Source organism: Streptomyces sp. CRCS-T-1 (assembly GCF_024442335.1).
GTDB lineage: Bacteria > Actinomycetota > Actinomycetes > Streptomycetales > Streptomycetaceae > Streptomyces > Streptomyces koelreuteriae.
In genome coordinates, this window is record NZ_CP101651.1 from 1,705,069 (window position 1) to 1,730,174 (window position 25,106).

Below are 25,106 nucleotides of genomic sequence, written 5' to 3' on the forward strand. Positions count from 1 at the left end.
GCGGGCTCGTTGTGGTTGTTCGCGCAGTTCCCCGCGCCCCTAGGGCGTCGTCATTTGGTCGCTCCCCTGGTGAAGCCGTTGTAGATGAACCTCTGCAGGAGCAGGAAGACGATCAGCGTGGGGGCGATGACCAGGATCGCGCCCGCCGAGATGGTCTCCCAGTGGGCGCCGAAGGGGCCCTTGAAGCGGAACAGGGACGTCGATATCACGCCAAGATCTTCGGAGGGCATGTAGAGGAAGGGGATGTAGAAGTCGTTGTAGACGTTGATCCCCTTCACGATCACGACCGTCGCGATCGCCGGTTTCAGGAGCGGGAAGATGATCTTCCGGTAGATCGTGAAGGCGTTGGCCCCGTCGAGGCGGGCCGACTCGTCGAGCGAGACCGGGATCGATCGTACGAACTGCAGGAAGATGTAGATCGAGACGATGTCCGTGCCCATGTAGAGCGCGATCGGCGCCCAGAGACTGTCGAACATACCGACGCTGTTGACGATCTGGAAGGTGGCCACCTGGGTGGTCACCCCGGGGACCAGCGCGGCGACCAGGAACAGGGCCAGGATGAGCTTCCGGAAGCGGAACCGGAAGCGGTCGATGGCGTAGGCCGTCATCGAGCCGATCAGGATCGTGCCCCCGATGGCGACGACCAGGATGATCGCCGTGTTGGCGAACGCCGAGAGCATCCGGCCGTCCTGGAACGCCGTCACGTAGTTGGAGAAGTTGAGCGGATCGTCGGGCAGCGTGAGCGCGCCGCTGTCGTCCGCCATCTCCCCGGAGGTCTTCAGCGAGGTCAGGAAGACCACGGCCAGCGGCAGGAACACGACCAGGGTCGCGAGGACCAGGGACAGATACACGAGGGCCCGGGCCACCGTACGGCGCGTCATACGAGGTCCACCTTGTCGTCCGGGACGAGCCGCCGCTGCACCCACGTCACCGCCAGGATGATCAGCAGCAGTACGACGGCCGCCGCCGAGGCGAGGCCCGTCTTGTTGAACTGGAAGGCCAGCTTCACGGTCTGGATCACAAAGGTCTCGGTGCCGGTCGCGCCGCCGGTCATGATGTACGGGATCTCGAAGACGGACAGCGACCCGGAGACGGACAGGATCACCGAGAGGCTCAGCACGGGCCGGATGCCGGGCGCGATGATGTGGCGGAACTGCTGCCAGCGGTTCGCCCCGTCGATCTCGGCCGCCTCGTACAGCTCCCCCGGGATGGACTGGATCGCCCCGAGGAAGAGGACGAAGTTCAGGCCCATGTAGCGCCAGACCGAGACGCCGGCGAGGGAGACGTTGGCCGAGGTGGGCGTACCCAGCCAGGCGCGGTCGCCGTCGTAGCCGACGAGTCCCAGGATCGCGTCCAGGGTGCCGCCGTCCTGGAAGAAGTACAGGAAGACGAAGCCGATCGCGACGCCGTTGATCAGGTACGGGAAGAAGAGCACGCCCTTGAAGAAGTTCCGGAAGCGGACGTTGAAGCTCAGGACGGTGGCGAAGTAGAGCGCGGCCACGATCTGCACCACCGACGCGACGAGGTAGTAGCCGCTGACGAAGAACACCTCGAACAGCTCGGATCGGGTGAAGAGTTCGGCGTAGTTCTCGGCGCCCGTGTAGTGCAGCTCGGGGCTGACGCCGTCCCAGTCGGTGAAGCTGTACGCGACCATGTTGACGATCGGCGCGTAGGTGAACGTGATCAGCAAGGCGAGCGGGGCGAGGAGGAACAGCCAGGGCGTCACGCCCCGCCACCGCCGGGTGGACCGGGCCATCAGGACCCCAGGTTCCGCTGCGCCTCGGTCCACTTGTCGCCGAGCCCGGCGAGGAAGTCGTCCAGGCCGCCCTTGCGCGCACCGCGGGCGAGATCGACGAGGTCCTGGCGGTAGTCGGGCTTGTAGATGCCGACCTCGGACTGGTTGTCGACGGACTTGACCTCGGCGCCCTTGGTGTCGTCGAGGTCGAGGAGCTTCACGCCCGCCTCCTCGTAGGGCTTCAGGATGTCGGGCAGCGGGGCGTCCTTGAGCGGCGAGAGGGCGAGGTTGGCGTCCGCGTAGCCGGACTTGTCGGTGAACCAGTCGATCCAGGCGCGGGCGGCGGCCTTGTGGTCGGAGTGGACGTTGACGGCCTGCTGGTAGTCGGGGGACGTCACCGCGCAGAACGCGCCGTCCTTCTGGGCGGGGAAGGGCATGAAGCCGATGTCGGCGGGGTCGGTGCCGGCCTGCTTCGCCGCGTCCCGCATCTGCACGACCGCCCAGGATCCGAGCCACATCGTGGCGATCTCGCCCTTGGCCAACTTCGGCTTGGAGGCTTCCCAGTTGGTGGTCGTCGGGTCCTTCTCGACGAGGCCCGACTTCACGATGTCGTACAGCAGCGTGTCGCCGACGCGCAGATCGGCGCCGTCGGCCCACGGGTCGCCCTCGGCGAGCCGCGTGGTGGCGCCGGTGTCACAGCCGACCGAGCCGTTGACGCTCGTCCACTGGGTCAGCGGCCACATGTCCTTGAAGTTGGTGTAGTACGGCACCGCCTCGGACTTGGCCTTGATCGCCTTGAGGTCGTCGAGGAACCCGGCCGGGGTGGTGGGCCAGTCGGTGACGCCGGCCGCGTTCCAGACCTTCTTGTTGTAGACGAAGCCGGGGACCACGCCGATCGGGCTCTGCCCGTAGACCTTGCCCTGGACGGTGGAGTAGTCGGTGAAGCGGTACTTCTTGCTCCGCTCGGCGCCGGTGCCGAGGGAGGCGAAGAACTTCGGGTAGTCCTTCTTCTCGATCACGGCCGGGATCATCAGGACGTCGCCGTAGTTCTCCGTGTTCATCCGGATCTTGACCTCGCCCTCGTAGTCGGTGAGGCCCTCGAACTCGACCTTCACCTTCGGGTAGGTCTTGCCGAACTCGGCGGCGTACTTCTTCATCGTCCCGTCCTGCACGAGGTCGGTGCGGTGGGTGAGGACGGTGATGGTCCCGGTCACCTTGGCGGGATCGTCGGGTACCTCGGCATCCGCGCCCTTGGAGGTGCCTCCGGTACCGGTGCAGCCCGAGGCGAGCAGGGCGGCCCCCACGGCGAGGGCGAGGAGGGTACGGCGGTTCATGTGCGTCAGCTCCGTTCGCGGAGAGGAACTCGGGACGGAAGAGCACGTGCGGTATGGCTGGTTCGGCACTCTGACAGCGCTTTCCTCAACCGGTAAAGTCCCATTCCCGCCAACGCTGCGAAGTCTGAACCCGACTCTTCACTGGACCGGTCAAAGGAGTGCGCATGCTGGAGGCCACACCGCTCGGCGACGGATGGATCCTTCGGCACGAGTCGGAGACACTGCCGGCCGCCGTGCCGGGCTGTGTGCACACCGACCTGATGGCGGCCGGGGTGATCCCGGATCCGTTCCTGGGCCGGGGCGAGTCCGAGGTGGCGTGGGTGGGGCGCCGGGACTGGACGTACGAGCGGGAGCTCGAGATCCCGGGCACGCAGGAGCAGACGGACCTGGTCTTCGACGGGCTCGACACCGTCGCCGAGATCTCCCTGGACGGACGGCCGCTGGGCACGGTGCGGAACATGCACCGCTCGTACCGCTTCGATGTGACGGGGCTGTCCGGGCTGCTGTCCGTGCGGTTCGTCTCCGCCTACGCCGAGGCCGAGGCGGTGCGGGGACGGCTGGGCGAACGGCCCGCCGCCTACGCCGAGCCCTACCAGTACGTCCGCAAGATGGCCTGCTCCTTCGGCTGGGACTGGGGGCCGACCCTGGTGACGGCCGGGATCTGGCGTCCGGTGCGCCTGGAGCACTGGTCGACCGCCCGGATCGCCCGGGTGCGCCCGCTGGTCACCGTCGAGGAGGGCGTGGGGGTCGTCGAACTGGCCGTCGACGTCGAGCGGACCCGGGTGGAGGTGCCGCTCGCCGTGGAGGCGACCGTCGGTGGGGTGCGCGCCCGCGCGGAGCTGGACGGGGCGCACGGGGTGGTACGGCTGCGGGTGCCGGACGCGGAGCTGTGGTGGCCGCGCGGGTACGGCGAACAGCCGCTGTACGACGTCGAGTTGAGGTTGCTGAGCGAGGGCGGCACCCTGGACGTGTGGCGGCGGCGGATCGGCTTCCGGACGGTGGAGCTGGACCAGCGGCCCGACGCGCACGGCACCGGCTTCACCCTCGTCGTCAACGGCGAGCGGCTCTTCGCACGCGGCGTCAACTGGATCCCCGACGACGTCTTCCCCTCCCGCGTCACCCGCGCGCGCTACCGCCAGCGGCTGGAGCAGGCCGCCGCCGCGGGCGTGGACCTCGTACGGATCTGGGGCGGCGGACTCTACGAGAGCGAGGACTTCTACGACGCCTGCGACGAACTCGGGCTGCTGGTCTGGCAGGACTTCCCGTTCGCGTGCGCGGCCTACCCGGAGGAGCAGCCGCTGCGCGGCGAGGTGGAGGCCGAGGCGCGGGAGAACGTCGTACGGCTGATGCCGCATCCGTCGCTGGTGCTGTGGAACGGCAACAACGAGAACCTGTGGGGCTTCAGGGACTGGGAGTGGGAGCCGAGGCTGGCCGGGGACTCCTGGGGCGAGGGCTACTACCTGGGTGTGCTGCCGCGTGTGGTGGCCGAGTTGGATCCGACCCGGCCGTACACGGCGGGCAGCCCCTGGTCGGGTTCCTGGCGGCACCATCCGAACGACCCGGCGCACGGCACGCACCACTCCTGGGAGGTGTGGAACCGCGAGGACTACGCCGACTACCGGCTGAACGTGCCCCGGTTCGTCGCGGAGTTCGGCTGGCAGGCCCCGCCCGCGTACGCCACCCTGCGCCGGGCGCTGCCCGGGGAGGCGCTCGCGCCGGACTCCCCCGGCATGCTGCACCACCAGAAGGCCGACGACGGCAACGGCAAACTGGAACGAGGTCTGGCCCGGCATTTCGCCGTACCCGACGGCGACTTCGACCGCTGGCACTATCTGACGCAGCTCAACCAGGCGCGTGCGGTCGCCGCCGGGATCGAGCACTGGCGCTCGCACTGGCCGGAGTGCGCGGGCACGATCGTCTGGCAGCTCAACGACTGCTGGCCGGTGACGTCCTGGGCAGCGATCGACGGCGACGGCCGCGAGAAGCCGCTCTACCACGAGCTGAAGCGGCTGTACGCGGACCGGTTGCTGACGCTCCAGGAGGAGGACGGCGCGCTGGTGCTGGCCGCCGTGAACCAGGGCGCGGAGGGCTGGACCGGGAGCCTGACCCTGCGCCGGATGTCCGTCGAGGGCGAGGTGCTGGGGCAGGCGGATGTGGAGTTCGCGGCCGGGGGGCGGACGGTGGCCCGGGTCGCCGTCCCACGGGAGCTGACGCCCGCCGGGCCGAAGGAGTTCCTGGTCGCGGACACGGACGGCCTGCGCGCGCTGCACTTCCCCGTGCCGGACCGCGAAATCCCCTACCCCACACCGCAGTTCGAGGTCACTCTCGCGCCCGGCGGCATCACCGTGACCGCCCGCACCCTGGTCCGGGACCTGCTCCTCCAGGCCGACCGGCTGGACCCCGAGGCCCGGGCCGACCGGGGTCTGGTGACCTTGCTGCCGGGCGAAGAGGTGACCATCGGGGTGCGCGGCTGGAAGACTCCGGACGCCCGGAGTGCCCGTTCGGCCCTGTACTGCGTGGAGCCCACCCGATGACGGCAACGCCGACCCCCCGCGTCACCATCAAGGACGTCGCCGCGCGTGCCGGTGTGTCCAAAGGTGCCGTGTCGCTCGCCTTCAACCACAAGCCGGGCCTGTCGGAGGCGACCCGGGACCGGATCTTCCGCGCGGCGCGGGAACTGGGCTGGGCGCCGAACCTCACCGCACGGACGCTGGCCGGCTCACGCGTGGACGTGGTGGGACTCGCGGTGTGCCGGCCGGCCCGGATGCTGGGGCTGGAGCCCTGGTACATGGACTTCGTCTCGGGCGTCGAGAGCGTACTGGCCGAGCACTCCTGCTCCCTGCTGCTGCGGCTCGTACGGAACATGGACGAGGAGATCGGGGTCCAGGAGGCATGGTGGCGGGGCCGGCAGATCGGCGGTTCGATCCTCGTCGACTTCCGCGCCGACGATCCCCGGGTGGGCCTGGTGGAGCGGCTCGGACTGCCGGTGGTCGCGGTCGGCCATCCCTCGCTGACCGGGGGCCTCACCTCGGTGTGGACCGACGACGCCACGGCCGTGACGGAGGCGGTGCGCTATCTGGCCGCACTCGGACACCGGCGCATCGCCCGCGTCGGCGGCGCGGCGGCCCTCGGCCACACGGCCATCCGGACGGCGGCGTTCGACGAGGCGGCGGGCTCCCTGGCCGGGGCACGGCAGGTCGCGACGGACTTCTCCGGCGACGCGGGGGCGCGGGCGACACGGTCCCTGCTGAGCGCTTCGGCGCCGGACCGGCCGACCGCGATCGTGTACGACAACGACATCATGGCGGTGGCGGGCCTGTCGGTCGCGGCGGAGATGGGCCTGCGGGTCCCGGACGACGTGTCGCTGCTGGCGTGGGACGACTCGCAGCTGTGCCGGCTGACGCATCCGACGCTGTCCGCGATGAGTCATGACGTGCACGGGTTCGGGGCGGAGGTGGCCCGGACGTTGTTCGGGGTGATCACCGGAGAGGGGGCGGCCGGATCGCATCCCGTACCCACCCCCGTACTGACGCCACGGGGCTCCACGGCACCCCCGAAGGTGTGACCTTCACCGCTCCGCCTGTCAGGACTGTGCAGCTACGTTACCCATAAGTAGCATGGGCCTGAGCGCGCGCTCAGCGCACCTCGCAGCAGCAATGCAGTTCCGGACCCTGGAGGAGAGCCATCGTGCCTCGTACCGTCAGGGACGTCGTCTTCGTCGACGGCGTCCGCACCCCGTTCGGCAAGGCGGGACCGAAGGGCATCTACCACGAGACCCGTGCCGACGACCTCGTCGTGAAGGCGATCCGGGAGCTGCTGCGCCGCAACCCCGGTCTCGACCCGAAGAAGATCGACGAGGTCGCCATCGCCGCGACCACGCAGATCGGCGACCAGGGCCTGACCATCGGCCGTACGGCCGGGATCCTGGCCGGTCTCCCGCAGTCCGTCCCGGGCTACTCGATCGACCGCATGTGCGCCGGTGCCCTGACGGCCGTGACCGCGGTCGCCGGTTCCGTCGCCTTCGGTGCCTACGACGTCGCCATCGCCGGCGGTGTCGAGCACATGGGCCGCCACCCCATGGGTGAGGGCGTCGACCCGAACCCGCGGTTCGTGAGCGAGAAGCTGGTCGACGAGTCGGCCCTGTTCATGGGCATGACCGCGGAGAACCTGCACGACCGTTACCCGCAGATCACCAAGCAGCGCGCCGACGAGTACGCCGTGCGCTCCCAGGAGAAGGCCGCCAAGGCGTACGCCGACGGCAAGATCCAGGCCGACCTGGTGCCGATCTCCGTACGCCGTACCTCCCCCGAGGCCGGCGAGACGGGCTGGGGCCTGGTCACCGCCGACGAGCCGATGCGCCCGGGCACGACCCTGGAGAACCTCTCCGGCCTGAAGACCCCCTTCCGTGTGCACGGCCGGGTCACCGCCGGTAACGCGGCCGGTCTGAACGACGGCGCGACCGCCTCGGTCATCGCCTCCGAGGACTTCGCGCGGGAGCACGACCTTCCCGTCAAGATGCGTCTGGTCTCGTACTCCTTCGTGGGCGTCGAGCCCGAGGTCATGGGCTACGGCCCGATCCCGGCCACGGAGAAGGCGCTGGCCCAGGCGGGCCTGTCGATCTCCGACATCGGCCTGTTCGAGATCAACGAGGCCTTCGCCGTCCAGGTCCTGGCCTTCCTCGACCACTACGGCATCGCCGACGACGACGCGCGCGTCAACCAGTACGGCGGCGCCATCGCCTTCGGCCACCCGCTGGCCTCCTCCGGCGTCCGTCTGATGACGCAGCTGGCCCGCCAGTTCGAGGAGCAGCCGCACGTCCGCTACGGCCTGACCACCATGTGCGTCGGCTTCGGCATGGGCGCGACGGTCATCTGGGAGAACCCGCACTTCGAGGGGGACAAGTGAGCACCACCGCCGAGCTTCTGAAGCAGGCTTCCGAGCTGTTCCCGGACGAGGTCGTCACGAGTGCGCACGTGCGCCACTTCGACCTGCCGCTGGGTGCGGGCCGCTTCGCCCTGATCACCCTGGACAACGGCCACGACCACACCAAGCCGACCACCTTCGGCCCGGCCTCGCTGGCGAACCTGAACGCCGCGATCGACCAGGTCGAGAAGGAGGCGGCGGACGGCGAGATCATCGGCGTCGGCCTCACCGGCAAGCCGTTCATCTTCGCGGTCGGCGCCGACCTCAAGGGCGTGGAGATCCTCAAGGAGTACGAGCACGCGCTCGCCATCGGCAAGGGCGGCCACGAGGTCTTCAAGCGGCTGTCCGAGCTGGCCGTGCCGACCTTCGCGTACTACAACGGCGCCGCGATGGGCGGCGGTGTCGAGGTCGGTCTGCACTGCACCTACCGCACCGTCTCCGCGGCCCTGCCGGCGTTCTCGCTGCCCGAGGTCTTCCTCGGTCTGGTACCCGGCTGGGGCGGCTGCGCCCTGCTGCCGAACCTGATCGGCCCGGAGAAGGCCGTCTCGGTGATCATCGAGAACAGCCTCAACCAGAACAAGCAGCTCAAGGGCAAGCAGGTCTACGAGCTCGGGATCGCCGACGCCATCTTCGAGGGCGCGGACTTCCTGGAGCAGTCGCTGATCTGGACCGCGGCCGTCCTCAAGGGCGAGATCCAGATCGAGCGCCCGGTGATCGACCGCGGCGAGGCCTGGGACCAGGCCGTCGCCAAGGGCCGTTTCATCGCGGACTCCAAGGTGCACGGCGCGGCCCCGGCCGCCTACCGCGCCCTGGACATCATCGCCGCCGCCAAGGACGGTGACCTCCAGCAGGGCTACGACGCCGAGGACAAGGCGCTCGCCGACCTGATCATGGGCGGTGAACTGCGCTCCGGCATCTACGCCTTCAACCTGGTGCAGAAGCGCGGCAAGCGCCCGGCCGGCGCCCCGGACAAGAACCTGGCCCGCCCGGTCACCAAGGTCGGTGTCGTCGGCGCCGGTCTGATGGCCAGCCAGCTCGCGCTGCTGTTCCTGCGCCGCCTGGAGGTGCCGGTCGTGCTGACCGACATCGACCAGGAGCGCGTCGACAAGGGTGTGGGCTACGTCCACGCCGAGATCGACAAGCTGCTCGGCAAGGGCCGTGTCAACCAGGACAAGGCCAACCGCCTCAAGGCGCTGGTGTCCGGTGTGCTGGACAAGGCCGAGGGCTTCGCGGACGCGGACTTCATCATCGAGGCCGTGTTCGAGGAGATCGGCGTCAAGCAGCAGGTGTTCGCGGAGGTCGAGGCGGTCGCCCCGGCGCACGCGATCTTCGCGACGAACACCTCCTCCCTCTCCGTCTCGGAGATGGCGTCGAAGCTGAAGAACCCCGAGCGGGTCGTGGGCTTCCACTTCTTCAACCCGGTCGCGGTGCTCCCGCTGCTGGAGATCGTGCGCGGCGAGAAGACCGACGACGCCTCCCTGGCCACGGCGTTCGCCGTCGCCAAGAAGCTGAAGAAGACCGCGGTCCTCACCAAGGACGCCCCGGCGTTCGTCGTGAACCGCATCCTGACGCGCTTCATGGGCGAGATCCAGAACGTCATCGACGAGGGCACCCCCGTCGAGGTCGCAGAGAAGGCCATCGAGCCGCTCGGTCTGCCGATGTCGCCGCTGGTCCTGCTGGAGCTGGTCGGCCCGGCGATCGGTCTGCACGTCTCGGAGACGCTCAACCGGGCGTTCCCGGACCGCTTCACGGTCTCCCCGAACCTCGCGGCCGTCGTCAAGGCCGGCAAGCGCGGCTTCTACGTCTACGACTCCGGCAAGCCGGAGCTGGACCCCGAGGTCGCCGCGCTCCTCAAGCAGGGCGACAGCGTCCTGACGGAGGAGCAGGTCCGCACCCGCGTGCTGGACGCGGTGGCGCAGGAGATCGGCATCATGCTCGACGAGGGCGTCGTCGCCGAGGCCCAGGACATCGACCTGTGCCTCATCACGGGCGCCGGCTGGCCCTTCCACCTGGGCGGCATCACGCCGTACCTGGACCGCGAGGGCGTCTCCGAGCGGGTCAACGGCAAGCGGTTCCTCGCGCAGGGCGTGGCGAGCGTGCCGGCGTGACTCCCCCTGTGGGGTAAGTGAGGAGGGCCTCCGCGGTGTGCGGAGGCCCTCTTCTCATGTGTCGCGCTGTTCGGTGGCTTCGAGCCGTGTCCTCAGTGCGGCGTTCTCCGCCTCCAGGACGGCGATGCGCTTACGGGCGAAGTACAGCTCCATCACGGCGTCCTGGAACTCCGCTACGAGCTGCTCGGGGGTCAGTTCCATCGCGGTCCCCCTAGGCCTGGGCCAGGAGGGTGACCTTGCCGCTGCCGCCCTTCCAGTACAGGGCACCGCCCCGTGCGAAGAGGGAGCCGCCGCCCTGCTCCTTGGCCGGTTCGGCGGCGACGTCGTCGAGGCGTGCCGTGCCGTCGAGCCGCGTCGTGCCCTCGACGAGCAGGGCGGGCGCCTCGGACCGCTGAACCACGTGGAGCTGGCCGCCGGGGGTGGCTCCGATGCCGATGCCTATGCCGGTGCGTCCGCTGCCCTTGACGACGAAGTCCTCCAGGCCGGGGTTGTTGCGCAGCACGACCAGTGCGCCCTTGGTCGGGCCGTCGCCCGCGGTGACGAAGATGCCCTGGGCGGCCGTCCCCTGCGTCCTGAGGTTGATGGAGATCCCCGAGGCGCCGTGGTCCGAACCGTCGGCATACCCGTTGTGGGTGATCTTCAGCGTGCCGCGCTGGGCCCGCTCGGCACCGCTGAGGTACATTGCGGACGACTCCGGGTTGACCGACGTCACATTCAACGCCGCCTTGTCGCCCGACGTGGCCGCGTAGTTGATCTTCACGGCGTACTCGGTGGGCGACGCACCGAAGAACGCGGCAGGGGCGGCGTACTGGGTGTACCCGTCGTCGGCCGCTGCCGCCTCCGATCCGGTGGCGACGGTCACGGCGCCCGCGGTGAAGGCGCCGAGGAACAGTCTTCGTCCCACTGCCATATGAACTCCCTTTGTCTGCGACGTGCGAAGTCGATCGACTGCTGGTGTGGCTCGGAGAAGTCTCAGAGTTCCCGCCACGCGGTGAGCGCCAGCCCCGGTTCGTCCTTGCGGCGGGCGAGCAGGAGCGTCCCGGTGGACGGGGACACACTCGCGGCGACGACCTCGTCCTGCTCGTCGAGTGCCACCGACACCACGGCGTCGGAGGGCAGTTGGGGGCCCGACTCGGTCCACCAGGCTCCGGCCGGCTCCTGCTCCGTCGGATAGGCGGCGAAGGCGACGCGGCCGCTTGCCGAGCGCTGGGCGAGCACGGTGCAGTCGTGGCCCTCGATGGCGCAGCGCACGGCGGACACCGGACCGGGTCCGGCGGAGGCGATGAGCGTCACCGGCTTCTCGCCCGGCCGCCAGGCGCACACATCGCCCGAGGTGTCCGTGAAGAAGAGGGTGGTGTGCTCGGCGGACGTGGCGAGGGCGCACAGCGTCCCCGGCCGGACGGGCACATCGACGCCCTCCGTGCGCACCGGCGTCCTGCCCGGCTCCTCCTGTCGCCAGTGCAACACCCCGCCGGGCACGGACGCGTACACCTCCACCAGCCCCGACTCCCCCGTCACGGCGGCCGGCTCGCCCTCCACGTCATGCCCTCCGAGGTTCTGCCAGGGCCCCCAGCCGCCCTTCTCCTTCTGGTTGCGCAGGCTCAGCCCACCGCCCTGGTTGCGGACGAAGACATAGCCACGCCCCGCCGAGTCGACGGCAACGGCCGGCGGGCCCGTCCGGTCGCCCTTCTTGTCCGGGTGCCCGATCGAGGCCCAGTCCAGGGGCGCGAGCCGGGGCCGGAAGTGCGTCGAGTGCACGAGTCCCGACTCGCCGGGCACGGTGGGCCGCCAGGCGGCCAGATGGGCGTAGCCGTCGGCGCCCTGGCCGATCGCCGGGCCCGGGAGCAGCTTCTGGCCGCCGCCGACGGTGCGGGCGGCGTCCCAGGGGCCCGCGGGGCCGCGTTCCGCGCGGCACAGGACGGCGTCGCCGGAGGGGAGATAGACGGTGAGGCGGCCGTCGCGGCCGCGGATGAGCCAGTCGCCGTTCACCAGTTCACTTTAGTCGGGCGGGACGGCCCATCGTCCGGCCCGCCCCCCTGCCTGGCCGACAACCGCCGTGCGACCCTGGCCGCATGAACGACAACGCGCCTGTCCTCGTCGTGGTCGACGCCGCGAACGTCGTCGGATCGGTACCGGACGGCTGGTGGCGGGACCGGCGGGGTGCCGCGGAGCGGCTGCGCGACCGGTTGGCGTCGGACGGTGTGCCGGGGGTTGCCGGGCCGGTGGAGGTCCTCCTCGTGGTCGAGGGGGCGGCCCGGGGGGTGGAGTCGGTGCCGGGGGTGCGGGTGGAGTCGGCGCCGGGCAGCGGTGACGATCACATCGTGGACGTGGTCGCGGGGGCGGCTGGGCGATCCGTGCTGGTCGTCACGGCGGACCGGGAGCTACGGCGGCGGGTTGCGGAACTGGGGGCGGAGGTGGCGGGGCCGCGCACGGTACGGCCGTAGGGGCCGGGCCCCGTGCAACTGACCTCGGCATCGATGCTGAGGCCGGGTGGGTCCGCAGCCCGGCGTAGCGGGGTGCCGCTGCGCCCACCCGTGCCGCCCCCAGCGGCACGCATGCCCGCAGCTGGGGCGGCAGGGGCGGGCCCGCGGCTGGAGCGGCAAGGCCGGGCCCGCGGCTAGGGCGGCAAAGCCGGGCCCGCGGCTGGGGCGGCGAGGGCGGGCCCGCAACGGCGGCCTGCGGCCGGCCAGGGCGGGTGCGGCGGCTGGCGGGAGCCACGACGCGCCCGCACTCGCCGGATCACGGAAGGGGACGTGTCGGGGGGTGTCCGCCCGCAGCGGTTGGCGCGTCAACGGACAGTCAGTTGGTATCCGACCCCATCGCGCCGTTCCGAGGACGGACACCCCCCGGCGCGGCCCCGACCCACCACCACCGCGCAGGCGCTACGCGCACCCCCACCGAAGCAGCCACAGGCCGCCGCAGGCACCCCGCGACGGCCAGGCCACGGCCACGACCACGGCCGCTACGGCGTGTTCTCGGTCTTCGGTTCCTCCCCCGTCGCGAGGCGGCTGTGCGTGCGGCCGTAGAGGAAGTACACGAGGAACCCGGCGGCCATCCAGAACCCGAACCGCACCCACGTCTCGGCGGGCAGGTTGATCATCAGCCACAGGGAGGCGCACACCGACAGGATCGGGATGACCGGCACCCACGGGGTGCGGAAGGACCGCGGCAGGTCGGGGCGCGTCCTGCGGAGGATGATCACGCCGATGGCGACGACCACGAAGGCGAACAGCGTGCCGATGTTCACCAGCGCGGCGAGTTCGGTCAGCGGCGTGAAGCCCGCCAGCACCGCGATGATCACGCCGAGCAGGATCGTCGGCCGGTGCGGGGTCTTGAAGCGCGGGTGGACGCGCGAGAAGAACCGCGGCAGCAGCCCGTCACGGCTCATCGCGAAGAACACCCGGGTCTGGCCCAGGAGCAGGATCATGCACACGGTCGTCAGACCGACCGCGGCCCCGAAGCTGATGAAGCCCGCGAACCACGGATGCCCGGTCGCCTTGAACGCGTCGGCGAGCGGCGCGTCGACGGACAGCTCGCTGTAGTGCTGCATACCGGTGACGACGATCGACACGAGGACGTACAGCGTCGTGCAGATCACCAGGGAGCCCAGGATGCCGCGCGGCATGTCACGCTGCGGGTTCTTGGTCTCCTCCGCCGCCGTGGCCACGACGTCGAAGCCGATGAAGGCGAAGAACACGACGGAGGCGGCGGTGAAGATGCCCATCACGCCGAAGTTGGACGGCGCCCAGCCGAACATGAGCTGGATCAGTGGGGAATCGAGACTGGAGCCGGCCGGTACCGGCTTCTCCTTCGGGATGAACGGGTCGTAGTTGTCGGCGTTGATGAGGAACGCACCCGCGATGATCACGACGAGGACGACCGTCACCTTGATGGCGACGACGACCGAGGTGATCCGCGCGGACAGCTTCATGCCGATCACGAGGATGCAGGTGAGGACGAGGACCAGCGCGGCGGCGAGGATGTCGAAGCCGAAGGCGTCGGCGCCCTCCCGGCTGCCCAGCGACGCGGGCATCGTCCAGCCCGCGTTCTCCATGAGTGACTGGATGTAGCCCGACCAGCCGACGGCCACCACCGCCGTCCCGAGCGCGAACTCCAGAACCAGGTCCCAGCCGATGATCCAGGCGGTCAGTTCACCGAGGGACGCGTACGAGAACGTGTAGGCGGACCCGGCGACCGGGACCGTGGACGCGAACTCGGCGTAACAGAGCGCGGCCAGGGCGCAGGCGACGCCGGCCGCGACGAACGCCAGGGCCGTGGCGGGCCCGGCGTTGTCCTTGGCGACAGTGCCGGTGAGTACGAAGATGCCGGTGCCGATGATCACGCCGACGCCGAAGACCGTCAGATCCAGCGCGGACAAGGACTTCTTGAGCGCGTGTTCTGGCTCCTCGGTATCGAGGATGGACTGCTCGACCTTCTTCGTCCGGAAGAGGGTGCTGCTCACGGGATACCTCCCACGCTTGTCGTCCTCGACATGATCGAGAGGTGGCACCATCCGTATGCCCCGGCACGGACGCATTCACGCCAATGGGCCGGTTTCTCCACCCTCATGGTGGGGAAACCGGCCCATCCGAACCCGTTCGGCCGTGTCAGTCGCGCACGGACTCCACGGACTCCACGGCACCGCCCTCGTACCGCCCGTCCAGCTTGGCGACCAGCCCGGTCACCTGCCGGGCGATGTCCGGCGCGGTGAGACCGATCTCGGCGAGGATCTCGGCACGCGTGGCGTGGTCGAGGAAGCGCGGCGGGATGCCGAAGTCACGCAGCGGCACATCCACGCCCGCGTCGCGCAGGGCCTGCGCGATCGCCGACCCCACACCGCCGACGCGGCTGTTGTCCTCGACGGTGACGACCACGCGGTGCCGCTCGGCGAGCGGGGCCATGGCCTCGTCGACGGGCTTGACCCAGCGCGGGTCGACGACGGTGGTGGAGATGCCCTGCTTGTCGAGGAGCGCGGCGATCTCCAGGCACATCGGGGCGAGGGCGCCGACGGAGACCAGCAGGACGTCCGGCCGGTCGGTGCCGGGCTCGCGCAGCACGTCCATGCCGCCGACGCGGCCGACGGCCGGTACGGCGGGGCCGACGGCGCCCTTGGAGAAGCGGACCACGGTCGGCGCGTCGTCGACCGCGACGGCCTCGCGCAGCTGCGCGCGGACCTGGTCGGCGTCACGCGGCGCGGCCAGCCGCAGCCCGGGCACGACCTGGAGGATCGACATGTCCCACATGCCGTTGTGGGAGGCCCCGTCGGTGCCGGTGACACCGGCCCGGTCCAGTACGAAGGTGACACCGCACTTGTGCAGGGCCACATCCATCAGCACCTGGTCGAAGGCGCGGTTGAGGAAGGTGGCGTACACCGCGAACACGGGGTGCACTCCGCCCGTCGCCAGGCCGGCCGCCGAGACGGCGCCGTGCTGCTCGGCGATGCCGACGTCGTAGACCCGGTCGGGGAAGCGCTTGGCGAACTTCTCCAGGCCCACCGGCTGGAGCATCGCGGCCGTGATGGCGACGATGTCCTCGCGCTCCTTGCCGAGTTCGACCATCTCGTCGCCGAAGACGGAGGTCCAGTCGGCGCCGGAGCTCTTGATGGGCAGGCCGGTGTCGGGGTGGATCTTGCCGACGGCGTGGAAGCGGTCGGCCTCGTCCTGGAGGGCGGGCTGGTAGCCGCGGCCCTTCTCGGTGAGGCAGTGCACGATGACGGGGCCGCCGAACCGCTTGGCCTTGGCGAGCGCGGACTCCAGCGCCTCGAGGTCGTGCCCGTCGATCGGGCCGACGTATTTCAGGCCGAGGTCCTCGAACATGCCCTGCGGGGCGATGAAGTCCTTCAGGCCCTTCTTGGCGCCGTGCAGGGTGTCGTAGAGCGCCTGGCCGACGACGGGGGTGCGCTCCAGCACCTCCTTGGTGCGGGCGAGGAAGCGCTCGTAGCCGTCCGTCGTGCGCAGCGTCGCGAGGTGGTTGGCGAGGCCGCCGATGGTCGGCGCGTAGGACCGCTCGTTGTCGTTGACGACGATGACGAGCGGGCGGTCCTTGGCGTCGGCGATGTTGTTCAGCGCCTCCCAGGCCATACCGCCGGTCAGGGCACCGTCACCGATCACGGCGACCACATGGTCGTCGCGGTCCTTGATCTGGTTGGCCTTGGCGATGCCGTCGGCCCAGCCGAGGACGGTCGAGGCGTGCGAGTTCTCGATGACGTCGTGCTCGGACTCTCCTTGCGAGGGGTAGCCGGACAGGCCGCCCTTCATCTTGAGCTTGGAGAAGTCCTGACGGCCGGTGAGCAGCTTGTGGACGTAGGACTGGTGGCCTGTGTCCCAGAGCACCTTGTCCCGGGGCGAGTCGAAGACCCGGTGCAGGGCGATGGTGAGCTCCACCACGCCGAGATTGGGGCCGAGGTGACCGCCGGTCTTGGAGACCGCTTCGACGAGGAAGCTCCGGATCTCCTCCGCCAGCTGGTTCAGCTCCTCCAGGTTGAGCCGGTCCAGATCGCGCGGTCCCCTGATACGGGTCAGCAGCGGCACCCGTGCCTCCTTGCAGTAGAGCTGATCGAGCAGTTGCCGGGCGTGTCGAGTCTAATGTTCCGCTCCTGAGGACTGCGCCGAGGCCATGGGGGATACATCACGCATTCGGCTGTACCCAAGTTGTGTCATACCTACGACACAACTGTGCCCGGCACCTGCAGGTGCCGGGCACAGGGGGTCGGCCGGTGCTACGCGCGGCCCGCGGTCTTCTGCGTCTTGCGCGTCACCGCGTCGATCACGACCGTGGCCAACAGCACACCACCGGTGATCATGTACTGCACCGGAGAGGCGATGCCCTCCAGGGCGAGCCCGTACTGGATCGACACGATGACCAGCACGCCGAGCAGCGCGTTCCAGGTCCGCCCGCGTCCGCCGAAGAGCGACGTACCGCCGATCACCGCGGCGGCGATCGCGTTCATCAGCAGGTCACCGCCGCCCGCGCCCTGGTTCGCCGCGGCGATCTTCGACGCGATGAACAGACCGCCGACCGCGGCGAAGGTCCCGGAGATCGCGAACACGGAGATCCGGACCAGCTCCACGTTGATACCGGCGCGTCGCGACGCCTCGACGCTGCCGCCGAGCGCGAACACCTTCCGCCCGTACGACGTACGGCGCAGCACGAAGTCCGTGACCAGGAGCACCACGATGAAGATCACCACGGCGAGCGGCAGGCCCTTGTACTGGTTGAAGACGATCGCGACGGCGAAGGCCAGGACCGCGAGCAGTACCGTGCGCACCACCGTCTCGCTCAGCGGCTGCGACGGCACGCCCGCGGCCTCGCGCCGCCGGTTGCCGAGGAAGGAGCTGAGGAAGTACCCGGCGGTCACCACCGCGGCCAGACCGTAGGCGGCGGCCACGTCGGAGAAGTAGTAGCTGGTGAGCTGGGCCACGACCCCGTCCGGGTCGAGGTTGATCGTGCCGTTGTCGCCCAGGACCTGGAGCATGAAGCCGTTCCAGAACAGCAGGCCGGCCAGGGTGACGGCGAAGGCGGGGACGCCGATCTTCGCGAAGAAGAAGCCGTGCAGCGCGCCGGCGACCGTGCCGGTGACGATGGACAGCGCGAAGGCCAGCCACTCGTTCATGCCGTTGGTGACGTTGAGCACGGCGAAGCTCGCGCCCGCCACACCGCTGACCGAGCCGACCGACAGGTCGATCTCGCCGAGCAGCAGCACGAAGACGATGCCGACGGCGATCATGCCGGTGCCGACCATGGCGACCGACATGTCGGACAGGTTGCCCGCGGTGAGGAAGTTGGAGTTCAGGCTCTGGAAGATGATCCAGATGATGGCCAGGCCGAGGACCACCGGGATGGAACCCAGGTCGCCGGACTTCATCTTCCGCTTGAACTCGGTGAGGTAGCCCGCGAAGCCCTGCTCGCGCACCAGCAGCCGGGGGTCGACGACCGTGACGGCGGCCTTGGCCGCCTCGGGGTTCGCCACGACGTGGTCTTCGGGGGCTCCCGGAGCCGCTGAGGTCTTGTCGATGCTCACTTGGAAGCCTCCCCGTTCGTGCGCGCCGCACGGCGGGTCACGGCGTTGTCGGTGGCGCCGGTGATGGCGGAGATGATCTCTTCCTGCGAGGTCGACTTGACCTCGAAGATGCCGTTGTTGCGCCCGAGGCGCAGCACGGCGACCTTGTCCGCGACGGCCTTGACGTCGGCCATGTTGTGGCTGATGAGGATGACGGCGTGGCCGCGCTCGCGCAGCCGCTCGACGAGGTCGAGGACCTGGGCGGTCTGCTCGACGCCGAGGGCGGCGGTGGGCTCGTCGAGGATGACCAGCTTCGGCTCGCCGAGCATGGACCGGGCGATGGCCACGGTCTGGCGCTGGCCGCCGGAGAGCGAGGCGATCGGGATGCGCACGCTGGGGATGCGGATCGACAGCGTGTGCAGGAGCTCGCGGGAGCGGCGCTCCATCTCCACCTCGTCCAGGACGCCGCGCTTGCGGATCTCCCGGCCCAGGTAGAGGTTGCCGACGACGTCGATGTTGTCGCACAGCGCGAGGTCCTGGTAGACGGTCGCGATGCCCAGGTTCTGGGCGTCGTGCGGCTTGTTGATCTGGACGGACCTGCCGTCCCATTCGATGACGCCCTCATCGATGGGGTGCACGCCGGCGATCGTCTTGACCAGCGTGGACTTTCCGGCGCCGTTGTCGCCGACCAGGGCGACCACCTCACCGGCGTGGACCTCAAGCTCTACGTCGGTGAGCGCCTGTACGGCACCGAACCGCTTGGAGACCCCGCGCAACGCCAGCACGGGCGTAGCGGACACGTGAACCATCTCCTTCGCCGCCTGACCCGGCGGGAGGTTGTGCAGAAGTATGGGAGGAGTGATCACTCCGGCGCCCCGCGTAGCTTTGCGGGGCTGGTGTGCGGGGCGCCGGAGGAACTCGGGGTGACTACTTGAGGCCGATCTTGTCGCACGCGGCCTTGTACTTGGCCGTGCAGATCTCGCTCACGGTGTAGATGCCGTCCTTGATGACGGTGTCCTTGATGTTGTCCTTGGTCAGCGACACGACCGGGACGAGGACGGAGGGGACGGCCTTGGTGGTCGGGCTGTCGACCTTGTCCTTGGCGATGGAGTCGAGCGACTTGCCCTGGGCGAGCGCGACGGCCATCTCCGCGGCGACGTCGGCCTCCTGCGGGTAGGGCTTGTAGACGCTCATGTACTGCTCGCCGGCCACGATGCGCTGCACGCCGGAGAGTTCGGCGTCCTGGCCGGTGACCGGGACGTCGGCGATGCCCGCGGCCTTCAGGGCCGTGATGATGCCGCCGGCCATGCCGTCGTTGGCGGAGTAGACGCCGACGATCTTGTCCTTGCCGAGGGCGGAGATGGCGCCCTCCATGTTGGCGTTGGCGTTCTCCGGCTTCCACTCCTTGGTGTCGTACTCGCGGCCGACCTTCACCTTGCCGTCGAGGACGGAGTGCGCGCCCTTCTTGAACAGGGCGGCGTTCGGGTCGGTGGACGACCCGTTCATCATGACGATCTGGCCGTCCTCGGCCTTGTCGCCCAGGGCCTTCAGCAGGGCCTCGCCCTGGGTCTTGCCGACGGTGACGTTGTCGAACGAGGTGTAGGCGTCGATCGGGCCCTCGGCCAGGCGGTCGTAGGCGACGACGGGGATGCCGGCGTCCTTGGCCTTCTTCACCGAGCCGGCGATGGCCTTGGAGTCCACCGCGTCCACGATCAGCACGTCGACCTTGTTGGTCACCATGGTGTCGACCTGCTGGTTCTGCGTGGCGGCGTCCTGCTTGGCGTTGGCGTAGACGACCTCGCCCTTGCCGCTCGTGAGTTCCTTGACCTTCTTCTCGATGAGCACCCGGTCGAACTTCTCGTAGCGCGCGGTCGCGTTCTCCGGAAGGAGCAGACCGACCTTGATGTCGTCGCCCTTCTTGGCGGACCCGGACCCGCTGGAATCGGCGTTGTCGCCGGACTCCTTGGCGCTGCCACAGGCAGCAAGCGAAACGGCCATCGCACCGGCGGCGATCGCAACGGCGGCGCGACGCATACGCGTGTTCACTTCAGAAACCTCCCTGACGAGGCCGCGACATTGCGGCCGAGGTGGCTGGAAGTCAACTCGGCCACACGTGCGACGTCAAGAAGTAAATCCTTAACGAGATGGCAACGGTGCCATCCGTTCTCTAAGTGAAGGCGGGCGCCGCAGCCTGCAGTACCCCAGGGGCAGTTCCGTCCAAAAGGGTCGAATCGCCCATCTCGCTGAGGGCGAGAGCAAGCGCTCCGAGGACCTCCGCACGGCCTCCGAGGGCCCCCGGGAGCACGGACAACTGCCGGGCCGCGCTGGGGATCGCGTAGCGCCCCACGGACTCCCTGATCGGCCCCAGCACCAGCTCACCGGCCTCGGCGAGATCACCCCCGAGGACCACCCGGCTCGGGTTCAGCAGATTGCAGAGGTTGGCCACGCCGCTGCCGATGTGGCGGCCGACGTCGGCGACCACCCGACGGCAGCCCGGGTCGCCGTCCCGTGCGAGCCGTACGACGCCTTCCATGGTCAAGTCGGTGCCGTGGCTGGACTGCAGGAGCGGCAGCACATAGCGCGCAGCCGCGAAGGTCTCCAGGCAGCCGCGGTTTCCGCAGCGGCAGACGGGGCCGGACTCGTCCAGAGTGATATGTCCGATCTCCCCGGCGGTGCCGCCGGGCCCCCGGTAGATCTTGCCGTTGATCACCAGACCGGCGCCGACACCGCTGGCGACCTTGATGTACGCCAGGTCGCGCACCCCGCGACCGCTGCCCCAGACCATCTCGCCGAGGGCACCGAGGTTGGCGTCGTTGTCCACGTGCACCGGCACGCCGAGCCGCCCCCGCAGCTCCTCGGCGGGCTTGGTGCCGGTCCAGCCGGGCAGGATGGCGGTCGAGCCGAGGGTCCCCGACTCGACGTCGATGGGGCCGGGCACGCCGAGACCGACCCCGGCGATCTTGGACCGGTCGACCCCGGTGGCCTCGATCAGCCGGCTGACCAGTTGTTCCGCCCGGTCGAAGCCCTGGGTCGAGGAGGCGTCCACGTCGAGTGGCTCGGACTCCTCGGCGAGCACCTGGTGGGCGAGGTTCCCGACCGCGACGCGCAGATGGGTGTGCCCGAAGTCGACTCCTATGACGATCCCGGCGTCCCCGCTCAGCGAGACGCTGCGGGCCCGGCGCCCGCCGGCGGAGGTGGGCGTGACCTCGACGGTGCCGCCGTCCTTCAACTCCCGGACGATGTTGGAGACCGTCGCCGCGGACAGGCCCGTCGTCCGCGCGATCTCGGCCTGGGTGAGGGAGCCCGCCAGACGCACGGCTCGTACGACCCGCTCCAGGTTGGCTCGGTGCAGCGACGACTGCGACCCCGGAGTCTCCACGACGACCTCCTGCGCGCGGGGTCGCTTCGATGAGACCCCGTCCATGTCCAACTAGTGAACTCTAAGCTGAGCTGTTCGGGTCGCCTCCCGTCAAGAGGTTGAACCGTTTCCGGGTCCCTGGACACACGTCCGCACGCCGCCCCCGAGACCGGGAGCGGCGTGTACGCGAGCGAACGCGCAGGGTTATTTGAGCGCGCCGGCCGTCAGCCCCTGCACCACCTGCCGCTGGAAGACGATGTACGCGGCGAGCACCGGCAGCATCGCCATCACCAGGCCCGCGAAGAGGCCCGACCAGTCGCCCTTGTAGCCCTGGCTGACCGCGAGCTGCACCAGGCCCTGGGTGAGGACGCGTTTGTCCGGGTCCGTGTTGAGGACCGTGGGAAGCATGTACTGGTTCCACTGGCCCAGGAAGTTGAAGATGCCGACGCTGATCAGGCCCGGCTTGGCCATGGGCAGCATGATCTGGAAGAACGTACGGCTGTGGGAGGCGCCGTCGACGAAGGCCGCCTCCGCGATGGACGTCGGCAGGGTCCGGAAGAACGCGGTCAGGAAGAACACCGTGAACGGCAGCGAGTAGGCGATGTAGACCAGGATCAGCCCGTGGATGGTGTTCAGCAGGCCCATGTTGTTCACGACGTAGAAGAGCGGGACCAGCGCGAGCATGATCGGGAAGCTCATGCCGCCGATGAACAGGAAGTAGATGAAGCGGTTGCCCGGGAAGTCGAAGCGAGCCAGGACATAGGCCGCCATCGAGCCGAGCACCAGGGTGCCGACGAGCGAACCGCCCACCACCAGGACGGTGTTGAGGAAGTAGTCGCTCATGTTGGCCTGGGTCCACGCCCGCGACCAGTTGTCGAAGTGCAGGGTGTCCGGCAGCGACCAGGGCGAGGAGAAGATGGACCGGTCGTCCTTGAAGGACGTCATCACCGCCCACAGCAGCGGCATCACCACCATGATCGCCCAGATGACGAGGACGCCGTGGGAGAAGACGTTGAGGACCGTGCCCTCCTTCCTCGCCTTCGGCGGCGGGGCCGGGGGGATGTCCTCCTTGGTGACGGGCGCGCCGGACTCGGCCGGCACGGGCGCGGGGGTCTGCGTCGTCTTCATCAGTACTCCAGCCGCTCGCGACGGCCCAGCCGCATCACCACGGCGGCGAAGGCCAGCGTGACGACGAGCAGGGCGACACCGATGGTGGTGGCGTAGGCGGCCTGCCCGTCACGGAACGCCTTCTGGTACACGTACAGGACCATGACGGTGGTCGAGTAGTCGGGGCCGCCCGGCCCGGTCGTCATGATCTGCACGACCGCGAACGACTCGGCGCCGAGGGCCAGGATGCCCATGTAGACCCAGCCGGACTGCACGGTGTCCCAGAGCAGGGGCAGGGTGACGCGGAAGAAGGTCGTGGCGCGGCCCGCCCCGTCCAGCAGGGCCGCCTCGTACATCTCCGCCGGGATGGAGGCCATGCCGGCGGAGAAGAGCACCACGAAGAAGCCGACCGTGGACCAGACGAGCACGGCCATGACGGCCCACAGCGCGAGGTCGGGGTCGCCGAGCCACAGCGGCTGGACGTCGTCGAGGCCGATCCCGCGCAGGATCGAGTTGATCGCGCCGCTGTCCGGGTTGTACGCGAACGCGAACAGCAGCGCGACGATGGCGATCGAGAGGACCTGCGGAAAGAAATAGACGATCTTGTAGAACGAGGAGCCCCGGACGCCGGTGACGACCGGTCCGTTCCTCCGTTTCCTGCCGCCCACATTGATCATGAAGGCGAAGAACAGCGCGAGGCCGATCGTCACCACCGGCAGCAGGAGGGCGAACAGCAGGCTGTGCTGCAACGACTTCCAGAAGATCTCGTCGTCGAGCATCCGGCTGTAGTTGTCGAAGCCGACCATCTTGAATTCGGGGCTCAGGCCGGTCCAGTCCGTGAACGAGTAGTAGATGGACTGGATGAACGGCCAGATCACGAATAGCGCGTACAGGCCGAGGGGCAACGCGAGGAAGCCCACGATGAACCGGTACTTGCCGTGCTGCATCGCCACTCCGGTGCCGTTTGCGGAATAGGACTTACTGGTGCTTGTAGTGCTTGATCGAGTCGTCCTTGGCGGCCTCGTCGGCGAAGCCCTGGATCTTCTTGATCGCCTCGGCCGGGGTGAGACGGCCGGCCATCATCTCGCCCAGGCCGGAGACACCGATCTTCTCCTTCTGCAACTGCACGTACCAGTCCTGCAGACGGGGATTCACCACGTTGTCGCCGGCCTTCTCCAGGGCCGCGACACCCGACTTCAGACCCGGGGTGAGGGCGATGCCGTCGGTGCCGCCGTTGTAGGCGGTGAGCGACTTCACCTTGCTCGTGAAGTTCTTCGAGGAGGCCTCGCTGAGCATGATGCGCAACTGCTCCATGCCGCCCTCGGCGTTCTTCGCCTTGGACGGGACGATGAAGGGCTCGCCGCCGGAGGCCCAGATGGTGCCGAAGGGCAGCTTGTCGGAGGAGTCGATTCCGGTGGGCGCGGAGACGGAGAGGGCGAAGTCCTCTGGGATGACGTTGGCCGACTCGTTCTCCACCCAGGAGCCGTTCGGGATGAACAGCGCCTTGCCCTCGGCCCAGGCGGTCTGCGACTGGATGTGGTCGAGGCCGGGGGTGCCCTTGAGGATGTAGCCCTTCTTGTAGAGCTCGTAGTAGGCCTCGAAGCAGGCCTTGACGGCCGGGTGCTTCCAGGCGTTCGGCTCCAGGTTGTCGATGGCGTCGAGCACCTCGACACCGCCGACCTTGCCGATCATCGGGTAGAGCGAGAAGGGCAGGTAGTACGGGTACTTGCCCGCGTACGTCCAGCCCGCCATGCCCTTCTTCTTGGCCTTCTCGCAGACCGCGAGCATCTGGTCCCAGGTCTCGGGGTACTGCTCGTCGAGCGAGTCCAGGGCCTTCTGCGAGTACCAGACGCCGTAGACCGTGTAGGCGTAGTAGAAGATCCAGACCTTCTCGCCGTCGAACTGGCCCATCTCGACGATGCCGGGGCGCAGGGTGTCGCGCACCTTCTTGTTCGGATCGTCGTAGGAGGGCGCGTCCAGCAGCGGGGTGAGGTCGGTGAGCTGGTCCTTGCCGACCAGGACGCCCATGTCCATCTGCTCGGCGCCGGAGTTGTCGATGAGGTCCGGCGGGGTGCCCTGGTTGAAGCGGGGCTGGAGGGTGGACTGGATCTTCTGGGTCGCGGAGAACTTCACCTCGACCTTGGGGAAGTTCTTCTCGTAGACCTTCACCGCGTCCTCGGCGTACTCCTTGCCGAAGCCGCCGTCGAACAGGACGAACTCCATGCCCGCGGTGTCGTTGACGCCGAGCGGGTTCTTCGCGGTCTTCTTGCCGGCCTTGGCCTTGTCGCCGCTGTCGCCTCCGCCGCCGCTGGCACAGGCGGACAGGAAGCTCATCGTCGGGACGGAGATCAGCCCGAGCGCTGCGGACCTCTTGATCAGATCACGGCGGCCGACACCCTCGGTGCCGTGGTTCTCGGCGGAAGTGGATCCCATGCTCAAGTCCTCGCCTTCTCCAGGACTCAGGCGGTGAACCGGATCCTCCCCGGCACCGCGATCGGGTCACGCTGGGTCGTGCAGGAAAGTGCGGGTGATGACGTGCGGA

20 protein-coding genes are annotated in these 25,106 nt (G+C 69.1%); 5 read left to right on the forward strand and 15 right to left on the reverse strand.

Going from position 1 to position 25,106, the window contains the following annotated elements:
• Window positions 1-50 precede the first annotated feature (50 nt).
• From NNW99_RS07555 to NNW99_RS07565, 3 genes are read right to left on the reverse strand one after another with little or no spacing between them, the layout of a single operon-like run.
• Complete coding sequence (locus tag NNW99_RS07555) at window positions 51-881, reverse strand: carbohydrate ABC transporter permease (RefSeq protein ID WP_215117930.1); 831 nt, start codon at window positions 879-881, stop codon at window positions 51-53.
• On the reverse strand, window positions 878-1,756 hold the full coding sequence (locus NNW99_RS07560; RefSeq protein WP_215117931.1) for a carbohydrate ABC transporter permease: 879 nt from the start codon (window positions 1,754-1,756) through the stop codon (window positions 878-880). Before NNW99_RS07560 ends, NNW99_RS07555 begins: the two co-directional genes overlap by 4 nt.
• Complete coding sequence (locus NNW99_RS07565; RefSeq protein ID WP_215117932.1) at window positions 1,756-3,069, reverse strand: ABC transporter substrate-binding protein; 1,314 nt, start codon at window positions 3,067-3,069, stop codon at window positions 1,756-1,758. The genes NNW99_RS07560 and NNW99_RS07565 overlap by 1 nt, the downstream gene beginning before the upstream one ends.
• A 164-nt stretch (window positions 3,070-3,233) precedes the next feature.
• Here NNW99_RS07565 and NNW99_RS07570 point away from each other — a divergent pair, with 164 nt between their 5' ends.
• From NNW99_RS07570 to NNW99_RS07585, 4 genes are all read left to right on the forward strand, one after another.
• On the forward strand, window positions 3,234-5,603 hold the full coding sequence (locus NNW99_RS07570) for a glycoside hydrolase family 2 protein (protein ID WP_215117933.1): 2,370 nt from the start codon (window positions 3,234-3,236) through the stop codon (window positions 5,601-5,603).
• Complete coding sequence (locus tag NNW99_RS07575; protein ID WP_215117934.1) at window positions 5,600-6,634, forward strand: LacI family DNA-binding transcriptional regulator; 1,035 nt, start codon at window positions 5,600-5,602, stop codon at window positions 6,632-6,634. Before NNW99_RS07570 ends, NNW99_RS07575 begins: the two co-directional genes overlap by 4 nt.
• A gap of 122 nt (window positions 6,635-6,756) precedes the next feature.
• Entirely contained in the window at window positions 6,757-7,974 is a 1,218-nt protein-coding gene (locus NNW99_RS07580) for an acetyl-CoA C-acyltransferase (protein WP_215117935.1), read from the forward strand.
• Entirely contained in the window at window positions 7,971-10,100 is a 2,130-nt protein-coding gene (locus NNW99_RS07585) for a 3-hydroxyacyl-CoA dehydrogenase NAD-binding domain-containing protein (RefSeq protein ID WP_215117936.1), read from the forward strand. The genes NNW99_RS07580 and NNW99_RS07585 overlap by 4 nt, the downstream gene beginning before the upstream one ends.
• A 54-nt stretch (window positions 10,101-10,154) precedes the next feature.
• Here NNW99_RS07585 and NNW99_RS07590 read toward each other — a convergent pair whose 3' ends face one another.
• The 3 genes from NNW99_RS07590 to NNW99_RS07600 all read right to left on the reverse strand — a co-directional run bounded on the left by NNW99_RS07590 (window position 10,155) and on the right by NNW99_RS07600 (window position 12,089).
• The gene (locus tag NNW99_RS07590; RefSeq protein ID WP_215117937.1) at window positions 10,155-10,301 is read right to left on the reverse strand and encodes a hypothetical protein; all 147 of its coding nucleotides are present in this window, start codon (window positions 10,299-10,301) and stop codon (window positions 10,155-10,157) included.
• Between the two features lie 10 nt (window positions 10,302-10,311).
• Window positions 10,312-11,010 carry a hyaluronoglucosaminidase gene (locus NNW99_RS07595; RefSeq protein WP_215117938.1) on the reverse strand — a complete coding sequence of 233 codons (699 nt, stop codon included), beginning with the start codon at window positions 11,008-11,010 and terminating at the stop codon, window positions 10,312-10,314.
• 62 nt (window positions 11,011-11,072) lie between these two features.
• The gene (locus tag NNW99_RS07600; RefSeq protein WP_215117939.1) at window positions 11,073-12,089 is read right to left on the reverse strand and encodes a hypothetical protein; all 1,017 of its coding nucleotides are present in this window, start codon (window positions 12,087-12,089) and stop codon (window positions 11,073-11,075) included.
• Window positions 12,090-12,172: 83 nt separating this feature from the next.
• Between NNW99_RS07600 and NNW99_RS07605 the strand changes: the two genes are divergently transcribed.
• Entirely contained in the window at window positions 12,173-12,544 is a 372-nt protein-coding gene (locus tag NNW99_RS07605; protein ID WP_215117940.1) for an NTP pyrophosphohydrolase, read from the forward strand.
• 518 nt (window positions 12,545-13,062) lie between these two features.
• Here the strand turns inward: NNW99_RS07605 and NNW99_RS07610 are convergent.
• The 9 genes from NNW99_RS07610 to ngcE all read right to left on the reverse strand — a co-directional run bounded on the left by NNW99_RS07610 (window position 13,063) and on the right by ngcE (window position 24,997).
• Window positions 13,063-14,562, reverse strand: a complete 1,500-nt coding sequence (locus NNW99_RS07610; protein WP_215117941.1) for an amino acid permease — start codon at window positions 14,560-14,562, stop codon at window positions 13,063-13,065.
• 145 nt (window positions 14,563-14,707) lie between these two features.
• Window positions 14,708-16,630 carry a 1-deoxy-D-xylulose-5-phosphate synthase gene (dxs, locus tag NNW99_RS07615; protein WP_215117942.1) on the reverse strand — a complete coding sequence of 641 codons (1,923 nt, stop codon included), beginning with the start codon at window positions 16,628-16,630 and terminating at the stop codon, window positions 14,708-14,710.
• A gap of 188 nt (window positions 16,631-16,818) precedes the next feature.
• On the reverse strand, window positions 16,819-18,120 hold the full coding sequence (locus NNW99_RS07620; RefSeq protein ID WP_215117943.1) for a sugar ABC transporter permease: 1,302 nt from the start codon (window positions 18,118-18,120) through the stop codon (window positions 16,819-16,821).
• Entirely contained in the window at window positions 18,117-18,908 is a 792-nt protein-coding gene (locus tag NNW99_RS07625) for an ATP-binding cassette domain-containing protein (RefSeq protein ID WP_215117944.1), read from the reverse strand. Before NNW99_RS07625 ends, NNW99_RS07620 begins: the two co-directional genes overlap by 4 nt.
• Window positions 18,909-19,026: 118 nt before the next feature.
• Window positions 19,027-20,133 (reverse strand): sugar ABC transporter substrate-binding protein, encoded by a 1,107-nt coding sequence (locus NNW99_RS07630; RefSeq protein ID WP_215124194.1) that lies wholly within the window; start codon window positions 20,131-20,133, stop codon window positions 19,027-19,029.
• Between the two features lie 133 nt (window positions 20,134-20,266).
• A complete protein-coding gene (locus tag NNW99_RS07635; protein WP_215117945.1) occupies window positions 20,267-21,478 on the reverse strand; it encodes an ROK family transcriptional regulator in 1,212 nt (403 codons plus the stop codon).
• Window positions 21,479-21,661: 183 nt separating this feature from the next.
• Complete coding sequence (locus tag NNW99_RS07640; protein ID WP_215117946.1) at window positions 21,662-22,585, reverse strand: carbohydrate ABC transporter permease; 924 nt, start codon at window positions 22,583-22,585, stop codon at window positions 21,662-21,664.
• On the reverse strand, window positions 22,585-23,511 hold the full coding sequence (locus NNW99_RS07645; RefSeq protein WP_215117947.1) for a carbohydrate ABC transporter permease: 927 nt from the start codon (window positions 23,509-23,511) through the stop codon (window positions 22,585-22,587). Before NNW99_RS07645 ends, NNW99_RS07640 begins: the two co-directional genes overlap by 1 nt.
• A 31-nt stretch (window positions 23,512-23,542) precedes the next feature.
• Window positions 23,543-24,997, reverse strand: a complete 1,455-nt coding sequence (gene ngcE, locus NNW99_RS07650; protein ID WP_215117948.1) for an N-acetylglucosamine/diacetylchitobiose ABC transporter substrate-binding protein — start codon at window positions 24,995-24,997, stop codon at window positions 23,543-23,545.
• Window positions 24,998-25,106: the final 109 nt, after the last annotated feature.